Origin of the sequence: Streptomyces beijiangensis (genome assembly GCF_017315755.1) — a bacterium.
Classification (GTDB): domain Bacteria; phylum Actinomycetota; class Actinomycetes; order Streptomycetales; family Streptomycetaceae; genus Streptomyces; species Streptomyces beijiangensis.
Window position 1 is genome coordinate 1 of the sequence record NZ_JAFLRJ010000219.1, and the last position, 14,251, is coordinate 14,251.

The 14,251-nt window shown below is 69.7% G+C and carries 12 protein-coding genes; 8 read left to right on the forward strand and 4 right to left on the reverse strand.

Annotated features, from left to right (window positions below):
• Positions 1-112: 112 nt before the first annotated feature.
• Entirely contained in the window at positions 113-595 is a 483-nt protein-coding gene (locus J0695_RS22965; RefSeq protein ID WP_206964212.1) for a GNAT family N-acetyltransferase, read from the reverse strand.
• A 50-nt stretch (positions 596-645) separates the two neighbouring features.
• Here J0695_RS22965 and J0695_RS22970 point away from each other — a divergent pair, with 50 nt between their 5' ends.
• A complete protein-coding gene (locus J0695_RS22970; RefSeq protein WP_206964213.1) occupies positions 646-1,443 on the forward strand; it encodes an exodeoxyribonuclease III in 798 nt (265 codons plus the stop codon).
• Here J0695_RS22970 and J0695_RS22975 read toward each other — a convergent pair.
• Positions 1,440-2,105 carry a MerR family transcriptional regulator gene (locus J0695_RS22975; protein ID WP_206964215.1) on the reverse strand — a complete coding sequence of 222 codons (666 nt, stop codon included), beginning with the start codon at positions 2,103-2,105 and terminating at the stop codon, positions 1,440-1,442. The two genes, J0695_RS22970 and J0695_RS22975, sit on opposite strands and share 4 nt — an antisense overlap.
• Positions 2,106-2,259: 154 nt before the next feature.
• On the opposite strand from J0695_RS22975, the gene J0695_RS22980 reads away from it, so the two are divergent.
• The 4 genes from J0695_RS22980 (at position 2,260) to J0695_RS22995 (ending at position 5,837) form a co-directional block, all read left to right on the forward strand.
• Complete coding sequence (locus tag J0695_RS22980) at positions 2,260-3,777, forward strand: flavin-containing monooxygenase (RefSeq protein WP_206964217.1); 1,518 nt, start codon at positions 2,260-2,262, stop codon at positions 3,775-3,777.
• Positions 3,675-4,655, forward strand: a complete 981-nt coding sequence (locus J0695_RS22985; RefSeq protein ID WP_206964219.1) for an alpha/beta fold hydrolase — start codon at positions 3,675-3,677, stop codon at positions 4,653-4,655. Before J0695_RS22980 ends, J0695_RS22985 begins: the two co-directional genes overlap by 103 nt.
• Positions 4,652-5,554: an SDR family oxidoreductase gene (locus J0695_RS22990; RefSeq protein ID WP_206964221.1), complete on the forward strand. Its 903-nt coding sequence runs from the start codon at positions 4,652-4,654 to the stop codon at positions 5,552-5,554. The genes J0695_RS22985 and J0695_RS22990 overlap by 4 nt, the downstream gene beginning before the upstream one ends.
• Before the next feature lie 100 nt (positions 5,555-5,654).
• Positions 5,655-5,837 carry a hypothetical protein gene (locus tag J0695_RS22995; RefSeq protein WP_206964222.1) on the forward strand — a complete coding sequence of 61 codons (183 nt, stop codon included), beginning with the start codon at positions 5,655-5,657 and terminating at the stop codon, positions 5,835-5,837.
• Positions 5,838-6,126: 289 nt separating this feature from the next.
• On the opposite strand, the gene J0695_RS23000 is transcribed toward J0695_RS22995, so the two are convergent.
• The gene (locus J0695_RS23000) at positions 6,127-9,384 is read right to left on the reverse strand and encodes a S41 family peptidase (protein WP_206964224.1); all 3,258 of its coding nucleotides are present in this window, start codon (positions 9,382-9,384) and stop codon (positions 6,127-6,129) included.
• Between the two features lie 306 nt (positions 9,385-9,690).
• Between J0695_RS23000 and J0695_RS23005 the strand changes: the two genes are divergently transcribed.
• Together J0695_RS23005 and J0695_RS23010 are read left to right on the forward strand one after the other, a co-directional pair.
• Entirely contained in the window at positions 9,691-10,260 is a 570-nt protein-coding gene (locus J0695_RS23005; RefSeq protein WP_206964226.1) for a TetR/AcrR family transcriptional regulator, read from the forward strand.
• Positions 10,261-10,392: 132 nt separating this feature from the next.
• A complete protein-coding gene (locus J0695_RS23010; RefSeq protein ID WP_206964228.1) occupies positions 10,393-12,648 on the forward strand; it encodes an MMPL family transporter in 2,256 nt (751 codons plus the stop codon).
• Between the two features lie 19 nt (positions 12,649-12,667).
• Here the strand turns inward: J0695_RS23010 and J0695_RS23015 are convergent, their stop codons facing one another.
• Entirely contained in the window at positions 12,668-13,048 is a 381-nt protein-coding gene (locus J0695_RS23015) for an SsgA family sporulation/cell division regulator (protein WP_206964229.1), read from the reverse strand.
• A 149-nt stretch (positions 13,049-13,197) separates the two neighbouring features.
• On the opposite strand from J0695_RS23015, the gene J0695_RS23020 reads away from it, so the two are divergent.
• Positions 13,198-14,250: an energy-coupling factor ABC transporter permease gene (locus J0695_RS23020; protein WP_206964231.1), complete on the forward strand. Its 1,053-nt coding sequence runs from the start codon at positions 13,198-13,200 to the stop codon at positions 14,248-14,250.
• The last annotated feature ends 1 nt before the right edge of the window (position 14,251 follow it).

The following is a 14,251-nucleotide window of genomic DNA, read 5'->3' on the forward strand; positions in this document are numbered from 1 at the left end:
GCGCGACGGCGCGGTGAGCTGTCGCGCGGCAGCTCACCGCGCCGTCGCGCTGACTGCGGCGCACCTTCTCCGGCTGCGCGATTCCCCGGCGGGCGGTCAGCGGTTCAGCTCTTCAGTGCTTCAGGGGCTTGGCGAAGCAGCGGCTGCTCTTGTACTCGCGGTAGTAGCCGAACTTCTCGCAGGCCTCGTAGCCGCTCGACGTGTAGAGCGCGATCGCCTCGGGCTGCTGGTCTCCCGTTTCCAGGACCATGCGGATGCGGCCGGCCGCGCGGGCGCTCTCTTCGAGGGCGGCGAGTATGCGGCGGGCGACGCCCAGGCCGCGGGCCTCGCGGATCACGTACATGCGCTTGAGCTCGGCGTCGCCGTCGGAGTAGTTCTCGGCGTTCTTCTCGTGGGCGCGCCAGCCGCCGGTTGCGACAGGGCGGCCTTCGTCGTCGTACGCGAGAAGATAAAGGCCTTGCGGTGGGTCGAACATCGTGGCGTCGAGGGGCGTCTGGTCGCCGCCGTCGCCGTAGCGTTCCACGTATTCGAGCTGGACCTGGTCATTGAGTTTTACGGCGTCGGGATGGTCGTAACGGACCGGACGGATATTCATGCGCGCAATCGTACATGTATGCGGGGGGTGCGTGTCTGTATTGTGCCGGAATGCTGACTGTGACCACGGTGAATGTCAATGGGATCCGAGCGGCCGCCAAAAAGGGGTTCGTGGAATGGCTGGCGGGGACCTCCGCCGATGTGATCTGCCTGCAGGAGGTGCGGGCCGAGCCCGAGCAGATTCCGGAGAATGTGCGCGAGCCCGAGGGTTGGCACACCGTGCACGCCCCGGCGGCCGCCAAGGGGCGGGCGGGGGTGTCGCTCTATACGCGGCGGGAGCCGACCCGGGTGCAGGTCGGGTTCGGGAGCGCGGAGTTCGACGGCAGCGGGCGGTACGTCGAGATCGATCTGCCCGGGGTGACCGTCGCGAGCCTGTATCTGCCCTCGGGGGAGGTCGGGACCGACCGGCAGGACGAGAAGATCCGGTTCATGGGGGAGTTCCTCGTGTATCTCGCGGGGCTGCGGGAGCGCGCCGCGGCCGGCGGGCGTGAAGTGCTGGTGTGCGGGGACTGGAACATCGCCCACCAGGAGGCCGACCTCAAGAACTGGCGGGGGAACAGGAAGAACTCCGGGTTCCTGCCGGAGGAGCGGGAATGGCTCACGAAGGTCTTCGAGGAGACCGGGTACGTGGACGTGGTGCGCGGGCTCCACCCGGACGTTGAGGGGCCGTACTCGTGGTGGTCCTACCGGGGACGCGCGTTCGACAATGACACAGGTTGGCGCATCGACTACCAGGTGGCGACCGCCGGCCTCGCGAAGGTGGCGGCCAAGGCCTGGGTCGAGCGGGCCGCCGTACACGAGGAGCGGTGGAGCGATCATGCTCCGGTGACCGTCGCGTACGAGCTCTAGGGCCGGGAAGGCTTTTCGCGCAGGCGGCGGTCCAGGGCCATGGACAGTTCCGCCTCCACCACGCTCTTGGCCAGCGGGCGGAAGCGGTCCATCGCCCGGCCCTCCGGGCCGTCCGTGTGCGTGCGCAGGAGTACGAGGAAGAGGTCGGCCAGGGCGTCCGCGTGTTCGCGGACCTGGCGGGCCGAGGAGAGGACCGCGGCGAGCGGGACTCCCTCGCGGACCAGGGCTGCCGAAACGTCCAGCAGGCGTCGGCTGATGTGGACTATCTCCTCGCCGTCGGTGGCGAGATAGCCGAGGTCGAGTGCGGCGGCGAGGTTCTCGGCGGTGGCCTGGTCCTGGAAGTAGTCGGCCAGGCCCTCGGGGGTGAGGTGGACCGGCTCCTCGTCGGTGGGCTGCTGGTCGAGGCCGAGCACCTGGCCCACGTCACGGCCGGACTCGAAGGCCTCGGCCAGGTCCGCGATGCCGTTGAGGGTGTGGCCGCGTTCGAGAAGTGCGGCGATCGTGCGGAGACGGGCCAGGTGGTGGTCGTCGTACCAGGCGATACGGCCCTGCCTGCGGGGCGGCGGTATGAGCTTGCGCTCCCGGTAGAAACGGAGGGTGCGCACGGTGATCCCGGCTTCCTTGGCCAGTTCTTCCATGCGGTACTCGTGCGTCTCGGGCATGGCCGCAGCCTATGTCGGACTCGAGGCACCCGTGACGGAGGAACTGATGTCACTTCCTCTTGCCCGACCCCTACCCATGAGTACGGAGCTGCTCTACTCTCCGAATAGTGCCAGTGATTGCTGGCAGCGTCTGGGGTTCTCGGGAGGCGGCGGGATGGCCGAGCAGGAGCGCGAGCAGGAGCACGAGTGCGAGCACGTACGGGTGGCGGTGATCGGATCCGGATTCGGCGGCCTGGGAGCCGCGGTCCGGCTGCGCCGGGAGGGGATCACCGACTTCGTCGTCCTGGAGCGGGCCGAGTCGGTCGGCGGCACATGGCGGGACAACAGCTATCCGGGGTGTGCGTGCGACGTTCCCTCGCACCTGTACTCGTTCTCCTTCGCTCCCAACCCTGAGTGGCCCCGGACCTTCTCCGGGCAGCCGCACATCAGGGCCTATCTGGAGAGCGTCGCCGACACCTTCGGGCTGCGGCCCCACATCCGGCTGAAGCACGAAGTGCTGATGATGCGCTGGGACGCGGACGAACTGCGCTGGGAGATCGAGACCTCGCAGGGGACGCTCACCGCCGATGTCGTCGTCTCCGCCACGGGGCCGCTGTCGGATCCGAAGGTTCCCGAGATCCCGGGTCTTGAGGGCTTCGAGGGGAAGGTCTTCCACTCCGCCCAGTGGGACCACGACTACGACCTGACCGGCAAGCGCGTCGCGATGATCGGGACTGGCGCCTCCGCCATCCAGATCGTCCCGGCGATCCAGCCGCAGGTCGCGAAGATGACGCTCTTCCAGCGCACCGCGCCCTGGGTGATGCCCCGCATGGACCGCAAGATCAGCGGGGCCGAGCGGTGGCTGCACGAGAAGGTGCCGGCCACCGGTGCCGCGCGGCGCGGATTCCTCTGGGGCATAAGGGAGTTGCAGGTCGGCGCGTTCACCAAGCATCCCGACCGGCTGGGGCTGATAGAGCGGATCGGGCGGAGCAATATCGCGCGGTCCATCAAGGATCCGGCACTGCGGGCCAGGCTCACGCCCACGTACCGCATCGGCTGCAAGCGCATCCTGCTGTCCAGTACGTACTATCCGGCGATTGCCAAGCCGAATGTCGATGTCGTCGCCTCGGGGCTCAAGGAGATCCGCGGCAATGTCGTGGTCGCCGCCGACGGTACGGAGGCCGAGGTCGACGTCATCATCTTCGGCACCGGCTTCCATGTGACCGACATGCCCATCGCCGACCGGGTGGTGGGGGCCGACGGCATCACCCTCGCCGAGGCCTGGAAGGACGGGATGGAGTCGCTGCGCGGCGCCACCGCGGCGGGCTTCCCCAACTGGATGACGATCATCGGACCCAACACCGGGCTCGGGAACTCCTCGATGATCCTGATGATCGAGTCCCAGCTCAACTATCTCGCCGACTACATGCGGCAGTTGAACGTCCTGGGCGGGAGCGCCGCGCTCAATGTGCGGGCGTCGGCCGTGGGCGCCTGGAACCGGCGCGTACAGGAGCGGATGAAGCGGACCGTGTGGAACACAGGCGGCTGCACCAGCTGGTATCTGGACGCCAACGGTCGGAACACGACGATATGGCCCGGCACCACCGGCGAGTTCCGTGCGGCCACCCGCGAGGTGAACCTCGGGGAGTACGAGGTCGTACGGGCCCCCGTGCGCGAGAAGGAGGACGCGTGAGGACGCCGGCGGTCTTCTCCGCGGACGGCTCCCGCATACACGTCGAGGTGTACGGGCCCGAGGACGCGCCCGCGGTGGTCCTTGCCCACGGCTGGACCTGCTCGACCGAGTTCTGGGCCGCGCAGATACGGGACCTGGCCGACAGCCACCGGGTGATCGTCTACGACCAGCGCGGGCACGGGAGTTCACCCGCGGCCGGGCCCGGCGGGTACTCCACGGACGCGCTGGCCGACGATCTGGAGGCGGTGCTCGGAGCCACCCTCGTGGCGGGCGAGCGTGCCGTGCTCGGTGGCCACTCCATGGGCGGGATGACCATGATGGCGGCCTCTCGCAGGCCCGCCTTCCGGGAGCACGCGGCGGCGGTGCTGCTCTGCAGCACGGGCAGTTCGCGGCTGGTCGAGGAGTCGAGAGTGCTGCCGATGCGGGCCGGCCGGCTGCGGACGCGGCTGACCGGGGCGGTGCTCGGGGCGCGGGCCCCGCTCGGACCCGTAACGCCCGTCTCGAAGCGGATCCTGCGGTACGGGACCATGGGGCCCGCCTCCTCCCAGGCGAAGATCGCGGAGTGTGCGCGGATCGTGCACGCGTGTCCCCGGGCGGTGCGGGTGGCCTGGTCGCAGGTGCTCGCCGAGCTCGAACTGGACGCGGGTGTCAGGGAATTGACCGTACCGACCGCGGTGATCGCGGGCACGGAGGACCGGCTGACGCCGATCGTCCATGCGCGGAGGCTGGCCGGCGCGCTCCCGCAGTCGCTGGGGCTCGTGGAGCTGGTGGGGATGGGGCATATGACGCCCGTCGAGGCTCCCGAGGCGGTGAGCGCGCGGCTGCGTGAGCTGGCCGATACGTACGTACGAGTGCAGCTGGAGGAGGAGGCCGTATGAGCAGGAACAGTCTTGAGGGGCAGGTCGCGGTCGTCACGGGCGCCGCCCGCGGCGTCGGCGAACTGCTGGCGCGCAAGCTCTCGGCGCGGGGCGCGCTGGTGGCGCTCGTGGGCCTTGAGCCGGAGGAGCTGAAGGCGGTCTCGGGGCGGCTGCACACCGAGAGCGACTGGTGGTACGCCGATGTGACCGACCACGAGGCGATGGCGCGGGTAGCGCAGGAGGTCAAGGAGCGGTTCGGCAAGGTCGACCTGGTGGTCGCCAATGCCGGGGTCGCGTCCGGCGGGCCCTTCGTGGACTCCGACCCGGTGGCATGGCGGCGGGTCATAGAGGTCAACCTGATAGGCGGCGCGGTGACGGCGCGGGCCTTCCTGCCCGTACTGATGGAGAGCCGCGGCTACTTCCTGCAGATCGCCTCGCTGGCCGCGATCACCCCGGCGCCGATGATGACCGCGTACTGCGCGTCGAAGTCCGGTGTCGAGGCGTTCGCGCACTCGCTGCGCGCCGAGGTCGGGTACAAGGGCGTGCGGGTCGGGGTCGGGTATCTGTCGTGGACCGACACGGACATGGTGCGCGGGGCCGATCAGGACGATGTGATGCGGGAGTTGAGGCAGCGGCTGCCGTGGCCGTCGAACCGGACGTACCCGCTGGGTCCGGCCGTCGACCGGATCGTGGCCGGGATCGAGCGGCGGTCATCGCATGTGTACGCGCAGTGGTGGCTGCGCGGGATGCAGTCGGTACGCGGATATCTGCCGTCGCTGATCGGGGCGGTCGGGCAGCGCGAGATGCGGCGCTTCGAACCGCGTCTCGCCGGGGTGGGAACCGGGCTCGTGGGCGCCGGCGGAGAGGCCGACGAGAAGGCCCGTACGGACGTGAGGAGCGGGGCGCACACGGAGCGTTAATGATCGAAATGCGCGGATTGTCCGGACGTGTAAGTCTGGTCGCAGCCCAGGGGGCCTTAGTCGCCCCCGACCCCATCACACCCCACTAGGAGTGAATTTCATGGGCATCGCAGACCAGTTCAAGGACAAGGCGCAGGAGCTTTCCGAGCAGGCCAAGTCGGCTGTCTCCGGTAAGAAGGACGAGGCTTCGGAACGTGCCTCGCAGGCGCAGGACGCGGCTCAGGAGAACGCCCAGGACGCGCAGGACCAGGCGGACCAGGCGCGGGACAAGTTCGACTCCTGAACGACTGACGCGCGCGCATCGGCACACCTGCGCGTGGGGCGCACCTTCCGCTTCGGCGGGGGGTGCGCCCTTCCGGTGTGTCCGGTGGGTCCGCACTCCCGCGCTCCGCGCGGGGCAGTGGTCCGCTCCGCGGCCCCCGAGCCTTCGCGCTCCGCGCGTCCTCTGCGGCGCTCCGCGCCGGACCGTCTCCCACCCACGCACCACCCGTTGATGCCTGACAGGATTCGGCGAACTCCCCCCGTGGGTTCTTGCTCGCCGTCGGCGTCCGCAGATCTGACGTGCTCAGCGCCTACCGCGGCGGCAGCTTCGGCCGGCGCTTCGACGGGACCGCGTCATAGTGCGGCGGTGTCGCCGCCGGGTTCTGGACCAGGAGATCCAGGGCCACCCGTACCGCGTCGTCGAGCTGCGCGTGACGGCCCTCCGCCCAGTCGAGCGGCGTGCGCAACGCCTCGATGTCCGGTTCGACTCCGTGGTTCTCGACCGACCAGCCGTACTCGTCGAACCAGGCCGCGTTCATCGGGACGGTGATGACCGTGCCGTCGCCGAGCGTGTGGCGGCCGGTCATGCCGACCACCCCGCCCCAGGTGCGCTGGCCGACCACCGGTCCCATCTTCAGCAGCCGGAAGGCCGCGGTGATCATGTCGCCGTCGGAGGACGTCGCCTCGTCGGCGAGGGCAACCACCGGGCCCCGTGGGGCATTCGATGCGTACGAGACCGGTTGCGCGTTCCGCGTCAGGTCCCAGCCGAGGATGGTGCGGGTGAGCTTCTCCACCACCAGCTCGCTGATGTGACCGCCCGCGTTGCCGCGTACGTCCACGATCAGGGCGGGGCGCGAGACTTCGAGCCGCAGGTCCCGGTTGAACTGGGCCCACCCCGAGCCGCCCATGTCGGGGATGTGGAGGTAGCCGCACTTGCCGCCGCTCAGATCGCGTACGACGGAACGGCGCTTCGCCACCCAGTCCTGGTAGCGCAGGGGCCGCTCGTCCACGAGGGGGACGATCGCGACCCGGCGGGCCCTGCCCTCGCCCTCGGCGGGTTGGAAAGTGAGCTCGACGGTGGTGCCGCCGGCTGCGGCGAGCAGCGGGTAGGGGCCGGTGACCGGGTCGACAGGGCGGCCGTCGACATGGGTGAGGACCGCGCCCTCGCGGATGCCGGCGCCGGACAGCGGGGAGCGGGCCTTGGAGTCGGAGGAGTCGCCGGGGAGGATGCGCTGGATCAGCCAACTCCCGTCCCGGCAGACCAGGTTGGCACCCAGGAGCCCCATCGGGCGCTGGTAGTGCGGGGGGCCCTCGTTGCGGCGGGCCGGGGTGACGTACGCGTGCGAGGTGCCCAGTTCGCCGAGCACCTCGCGCATGAGGTCGGCGAATTCGTCGGGGGACGCGACCCGGTCCAGGAGCGGGCGGTACTGGTCGAGCACCGCCGACCAGTCGACGCCGCACATCCCCGGCTCCCAGAAGTACGAGCGGACGATACGGCCCGCCTCCTCGTAAGCCTGGCGCCATTCGGACGGCGGGTCCGCGTCGTGCAGGATCCTGCGCAGGTCCAGATAGACGGTGGTGTCGTTGTCCCCGGTCTCGGTCGAAGGCACGGCCCGCAGCTCGCCCTCGTCCATGACGACGAGCCGCGATCCGTCGCCGCTGAGGGCGAACCAGTCGAGGTTGCCGACCAGTTCGGTACGGCGCGCCTTGGCGATGGCGAAGTGTTCGAGGGTGGGCCGGCCCGAGGTGTCGGCGGGGTTGGCGAACGTCTCGCCCAGCGCGCCGGAGATCGGCCAGCGCAGCCAGACCAGGCCGCCGCCGCTGACCGGGTAGAGCGCGGAGTACTTGGATGCGCGTACGGGGAACGGCGTGACCCGGTTCTCCAGGCCCTCGATCTCGACCGTGACGGTCGAGGCGTCGCCCATGTCGTCCACCGGGTCGAGGCCGCCCGCCGCGGGCCGCCCGTCGGGGGAGAGCGCGAAGGGGGACGGTGTGGCGGAGGAGAGGGGGAGCAGATAGGGGCGGCAGCCGAGGGGGAAGGAGAGGTCGCCGGTGTGGACGTCGTACACCGGGTCGAAACCGCGCCAGGACAGGAAAGCCAGATAGCGGCCGTCGGCGGTGAAGACCGGATTCTCGTCCTCGAAGCGGCCGTTGGTGACGTCGACGATCGTACGGTCCTTGATGCGGGCCATCTTGATCTGCCGCAGGGAGCGGCCGATGCCGGGGTGCGACCAGGTGAGCCAGGCTCCGTCGGGGGAGAACGCCAGGTCGCGTACGGGTCCGTTGATGGAGCGGATCAGTTCGGTGACCTCGCCGTTGGACTCCTCGGTCGCGTCGATGAGGAGCAACCGCCCGTCGTGGGACGCGATGGCGAGCCGCTCGCCGTCCGGATCGGACAACAGCTCTTGTACGCGGCCGAGTCCGCCGCCGGCGAGACGGCGGGGCTCGCGTTCTCCGCTGGCCCGCGGCAGATACGCGATCTCGACGGCGTCCTCGCCCTCCGCGTCGGTGACATAGGCGACCTGTCCGCCGCTGCCCAGCATCTCGGGGAGGCGTACCCGTACCCCCGCGGTGTCGGTGATCGTGCGCGCCGGGCCGTCGCGGTGGGTGAGCCAGTACAGGCTGCCGCGGACGACGACCGCGCTCGCCCGGCCCGTCTCGTCGACGGAGAGCCCGTCGACATGGTTGGCGGCCGGGACCTGGTAGCCGCGCCGGCCCGCCCGAGGCCCGCCGAGGCGTACCTCCAGCTTGCGCGGTACGGAGTCGGCGGCCAGGTCGTCGACCAGCCAGATGTCGCCCGCGCACTGGTAGATGACGCGGCGCCCGTCCGAGGAGGCGTGCCGTGCGTAGAAGGCGTCGTGGTCGGTGTGGCGGCGCAGGTCGCTGCCGTCGGGGAGGCAGGAGTAGAGGTTGCCGACGCCCTCGTGGTCGGAGAGGAAGGCGATGCGGCCCGCGACGAACATGGGGGAGTCGAGGTGGCCGTTCAGGTCGGGCAGCAGCCGCTCGCCGTGCAGCCACAGCCGCCCTGTGGCCCCGCCCCGGTAGCGCTTCCAGGCGGCGGGCTCGTGCGGCGGCTTGCCCGTGAGCAGCAGGGTGCGGCGCTCGCCTTCGGCGTCCGAGACCGCGATGTCGGCGACCGGACCCCAGGGGAGCTTGCCCCCGGGGGAGCCGTCGGTGGGCAGGCTGTAGGCCCAGGAGAAGTACGAGAAGGGCTGGCCGTGCGAGGAGACGGCGAGGATGGACGCCGGGCTGTCGGGGGTCTCGGGGGCCCAGCCGCAGACCCGGGTGTCGAGCGAGCCCCAGTGGCTGAGTCTGCGCGAGGGGCCGCCGTCGACCGGGGCGAGGTGCACCTCGGGATCCAGCGAGCGCCAGGTCGTGTACGCGATGGTCTGCCCGTCAGGCGAGAAGCGCGGATGCCCTACCCGGGTGCGGTCGACGGTGATACGCCAGGCCCGGCCTGGGCGGTGGCCCGCGGGGACGAGTGGCGCGACCCAGAGGTCGTCCTCGGCGGCGAAGCACAGCAAGTCGCCGTACAGGTGCGGGAAGCGGAGATACGCGGCGTCGCTCACCTCCCTATGTTTTCCGCAGGTGAGGGGGTCGGCAACCGGAGGGCTTGTCGCCCGTTGAGCCCCATTTCGGGGGCTCCGCCCCCGGACCCCTGCTTCTCAATCGCCGGAGGGGCTTGATTTACCTGATGTCGGCTCCCATTCGTGCGGGCGGGTCTGCCCGGCGTGGCTTCCGCAGGGGGACGCAGCGCGCTGGTCCGAGGTTGCTGTGGCGGAGGCCACATGCGAAACGCCGTCGTTTCGCTTATCGGCGGCGTACCGTCGTGGTGTACGACACCGTTTCGCTACGCATCCCGGAGGAGGTCGACGATGGCAGGAAGGCTCACGCCCGAGCGCGAGGCAGAGCTCTACGAAGCCGTACTCGGCCTGCTCCGCGAGGTCGGTTACGACGGCCTCACCATGGACGCCGTGGCCACCCGTACGCGCTCCAGCAAAGCTACCCTCTACCGCCAGTGGGGGAGCAAGCCGGTGCTCGTCGCGAGGGCGCTGCGGCACAACAAGCCGGTGAAGCTCGACCAGATCGACACCGGTTCGCTGCGCGGCGATTTCCGTACGGCGATGGCGCTCGGGGACGACTGCAAGATGGAAGAGGACGCCGCGCTGATGCGGGGTCTGATGCATGCCATCCATGACGACCCCGATCTCCACAAGGCAGTGCGTGAGCTGCTGTTCGAGCCCGAACTGAACGGGCTCGACCGGATCATGCAGCGCGCGGTGGACCGCGGTGAGGTCAGTGCCGACCTCCCCGCGCTCAAGTACGTCACCCACATGCTGGCCGGCGCCTTCGTCGGCAGGCAGTTCATCGAGGACAAAGCGCCGGACCAGGCCTTCCTCACCGACTATGTCGACGCCGTGGTGTTCCCCGCCCTCGGCGTCTGATCCCCCCTCGCACAGCCGGCCCCACCTGACACGCCGCTCTCGTCGTCGGGCTCTGGGGGTCTGGGGGCGTGCCCCCAGAAAACCAGCCTTACGCCCTTTTTCGTCCCACGACCTGACCGGGAGTCCGCCCTCGTGGCTACTTTCCTTTACAAGCTCGGACGGTTCGCCTTCCGGCGCCGCCGTTATGTCGCCCTGATGTGGGTGGCGCTCCTAGCCCTCGCGATCGGCGGAGCCGCCTCCGCGGCCACCTCGACCTCCAGCTCCTTCTCGATCCCCGGCACGGAGGCCCAGAAGGCCTTCGACCTGCTCGACCAGCGCTTCCCTGGATCCAGCTCCGACGGCGCCACCGCCCGGATCGTCTTCAAGGCCCCCTCGGGCGACAAGATGACCGACCCGGCGGCCAAGGCCGAGATCAAGAAGGTCTCGGGCGAGCTGACGGACGGTTCGGACCAGATCAAGTCGGTCTCCGACCCGTACGCCACCAACGCGGTCTCCAAGAACGGCAGGACGGCGTACGTCACCGTGGCGTACAAGGTCAACGCGATGGCGCTGAAGGACGCGGACAAGGACTCGCTCCAGGACACCGCGACCGCCGCCCAGAAGTCCGGGTACACCGTCGAGATCGGCGGCGACGCGCTGCAGGCCATGCCCGAGACCGGGTCCGGCGAGATCATCGGTGTCATCCTCGCGGGGATCGTGCTCGTGGTGACCTTCGGTTCGCTGGTCGCCGCCGGGCTGCCGCTGCTGACCGCGCTCATCGGCGTGGGCATCGGCGTCTCGTCGATCACCGCGCTCGCCAACGTTCTGGACCTCGGGTCCACGACCTCCACGCTCGCGATGATGATCGGCCTCGCGGTCGGTATCGACTACGCGCTCTTCATCGTCTCGCGCTACCGGGCGGAACTCGCCGAGGGCAGGGAACGTGAGGAAGCGGCGGGACGAGCTGTCGGAACCGCAGGTTCCGCCGTCGTCTTCGCCGGTCTCACCGTGGTCATCGCCCTGGTCGGCCTGGCTGTCGTCAACATCCCGATGCTGACGAAGATGGGCATGGCTGCCGCCGGTACGGTCGCCATCGCCGTCCTCATCGCGCTCACCCTCATCCCGGCGATGCTCGGCTTCGTCGGCAAGCGGATCCACGGCCGCAAGGCCCGTAAGGCCGCCGACGCGAAGAAGGCCGACCTCACGAAGGCCGGTCTCACCAAGGACGAAGCCCCCGAGGCCAAGCCCAACATGGGCACCCGCTGGGCCCGCTTCGTCCTGCGCCGCCCGATCTGGGTCCTGCTCGTGGGCGTCCTCGGTCTGGGCGCCATCGCGATCCCCGTCTCCTCGCTGGAGATGGGCCTGCCCGACGACGGCTCGCAGCCGACCAGCACCACCCAGCGCCGTGCGTACGACCTGCTGTCCGACGGCTTCGGCGCGGGCTTCAACGGTCCGCTGATGGTCGTCGTCGATGCCAAGGGCAGCGATGACCCGCACGCCGCGGCCGCCGAGGTCGAGAAGAAGATCAATTCGCTCGGCGTCACTTCCGCCGTCTACCCGGCTGCCTTCAACAAGGCCGGCGACACCGCGACGATCACGGCGATCCCGAAGTGGGGTCCGTCCTCCACCCAGACCGAGGACGTCGTCCACTCCATCCGCGCCACCGCCCCGGGACTCAAGTCGTCCACGGGCGCCGAAGTCCTGGTCACCGGCTCCACGGCCATGAACATCGACTTCTCGCAGAAGATGAACGACGCGCTGCTGCCCTACCTGGCGCTCGTGGTCGGCCTCGCCTTCCTGCTCCTGATGATCGTCTTCCGCTCCGTCCTGGTCCCGCTGAAGGCAGCCCTCGGCTTCCTTCTCTCGGTCGTCGCCGCACTCGGCGCGGTCGTCGCGGTCTTCCAGTGGGGCTGGCTCGGCTCGCTCTTCGGCGTCGAGCAGACCGGCCCGATCATGTCGATGATGCCGATCTTCATGGTCGGTGTGGTCTTCGGTCTCGCGATGGACTACGAGGTCTTCCTCGTGACCCGCATGCGTGAGGCGTACGTCCACGGGGAACGCCCCGCCGAGGCGATCGTCACCGGCTTCAAGCACGGCGCCCGGGTGGTCACGGCGGCGGCCGTCATCATGATCGCGGTCTTCTCCGGCTTCATCGGAGCCAGCGACTCGATGATCAAGATGATCGGCTTCGGTCTGGCGATCGCGGTCTTCTTCGACGCCTTCGTGGTCCGTATGGCGATCGTGCCCGCGGTCCTTGCCCTGCTCGGCAAGCGTGCGTGGTGGCTGCCGCGCTGGCTGGACCGGGCACTGCCCAACGTGGACGTCGAGGGCGAGGGCCTGCGCAAGTTCACCGAGCAGGCCGCGGAGTCCTCGGATCCGGACGACAAGCGCGAGCTGATCAGCGTCTGACGACGACCGGCCCGCACATTCAGTGAAGCCGTCCCCCGTGCCCGCTCAGGGCGCGGGGGACTTCTTCGTTCTCGTACGTACGCCGGAGGAAGCGGATCAGCGCCGAGCTGTCGAACTGCACCAGCGCCGCCCCTTGGTCCGAATGGAACTCCAGCACCGTCTGCACCCGCCCGCAGGGCCACATCCCCACATTGCCGCTGCGGACAGGGGTGCGCAGGCCGGTGATCAGCAGTTCGCGGGAGAAGGCCCAGTCGCTGCCGCCGGGGAAGACGACATGGATGTCGGCCGGACCTGCCGAGGGGTCGTAGCGCAGGGCCACGGGGACGGAGCGGTGCCCGATGGCGTCCGAGATGATCTGACCTCGGGTGTGGCCCTCGATGGCGGTGGACGCGGGGGACATGGACCGACTCCTCACGCTTGAGCTGTTTGCACCCAATGTCGCATATTTTAGAACAGTCGGATCCTGGGTAAATCCAACTGAGACGCTCCTGCGAACCATTCGCAATAAGGCACTATCATCGAACGGTTCACCACGCCGAGGAGCCCTCCATGCATGTCCCCGACGGATTCATCAACACACCTGTCTCCGCAGCCACCGGCGTCATCGCCGCCGGCGCGATCGCCGTCTCCCTGCGCGGCGCGCGCAAGGAGCTCGACGAGCGGACCGCGCCGCTCGCCGGACTGGTCGCCGCCTTCATCTTCTCCGTGCAGATGCTGAACTTCCCGGTTGCCGCCGGCACCAGCGGACACCTGCTGGGCGGGGCGCTCGCGGCGATTCTCGTCGGGCCCTACACCGGGGTCCTCTGCGTCTCCGTCGTCCTCCTCATGCAGGGCATCCTCTTCGCGGACGGCGGGCTGACCGCGCTCGGCGTGAACATCACCGACATGGCGATCGTGACGACGGTCGTCGCGTACGCCGTCTTCCGCGGCCTGGTGAAGGTGCTGCCGCGCCGCCGCAGCTCCATCACCTTCGCCTCCTTCGCCGCCGCCCTGATCTCGGTGCCGGCCGCGGCTCTCGCCTTCACCGCGATGTACGCGCTCGGCGGGACCACCGACGTCCCCGTGGGCAAGGTGCTGACCGCGATGGTCGGGGTGCACGTCCTGATCGGCATCGGCGAGGCCGCGATCACCGCTCTGACGGTGGGCGCCGTCATCGCCGTACGGCCCGACCTGGTCTACGGCGCCCGCGGCCTGACCGCGCCGCTCAAGCTGCGCGTCGGCGGCGAGCTGGTCGACGCTCCCGCCGCCTTCCCGGTGGCCGCCCGAACCAAGACCTCCACGCGCAAGGTATGGGGCGCGGGCCTGATCGCCGCCCTCGTCCTCGCCGGCTTCGTCTCCTTCTACGCCTCGGCCAGCCCCGACGGCCTGGAGAAGGTCGCCCACGACCAGGGCATCGACGCCAAGACGAAGAAGCACCACACCGAGGACTCCCCGTTCGCGGGCTACAGCCTCAAGGACGTCTCCAACTCGCGCCTCGCGGGCGGCATCGCGGGCGCCGTCGGCGTCGGTGCGACGATCGCGGTCGGCAGCGGGGTCTTCTGGGTGATCCGCCGACGTCGTACGCCGTCCTCGGTGCAGGCCTCCGTACGGGAAGCCGTCTGAC

Coding starts and splice junctions, on each gene's coding strand:
- J0695_RS22965 (WP_206964212.1), bottom strand. CDS start 595: ATGAATATCCGTCCGGTCCGTTACGACCATCCCGACGCCGTAAAACTC.
- J0695_RS22970 (WP_206964213.1), top strand. CDS start 646: ATGCTGACTGTGACCACGGTGAATGTCAATGGGATCCGAGCGGCCGCC.
- J0695_RS22975 (WP_206964215.1), bottom strand. CDS start 2,105: ATGCCCGAGACGCACGAGTACCGCATGGAAGAACTGGCCAAGGAAGCC.
- J0695_RS22980 (WP_206964217.1), top strand. CDS start 2,260: ATGGCCGAGCAGGAGCGCGAGCAGGAGCACGAGTGCGAGCACGTACGG.
- J0695_RS22985 (WP_206964219.1), top strand. CDS start 3,675: ATGGCCCGGCACCACCGGCGAGTTCCGTGCGGCCACCCGCGAGGTGAA.
- J0695_RS22990 (WP_206964221.1), top strand. CDS start 4,652: ATGAGCAGGAACAGTCTTGAGGGGCAGGTCGCGGTCGTCACGGGCGCC.
- J0695_RS22995 (WP_206964222.1), top strand. CDS start 5,655: ATGGGCATCGCAGACCAGTTCAAGGACAAGGCGCAGGAGCTTTCCGAG.
- J0695_RS23005 (WP_206964226.1), top strand. CDS start 9,691: ATGGCAGGAAGGCTCACGCCCGAGCGCGAGGCAGAGCTCTACGAAGCC.
- J0695_RS23015 (WP_206964229.1), bottom strand. CDS start 13,048: ATGTCCCCCGCGTCCACCGCCATCGAGGGCCACACCCGAGGTCAGATC.
- J0695_RS23020 (WP_206964231.1), top strand. CDS start 13,198: ATGCATGTCCCCGACGGATTCATCAACACACCTGTCTCCGCAGCCACC.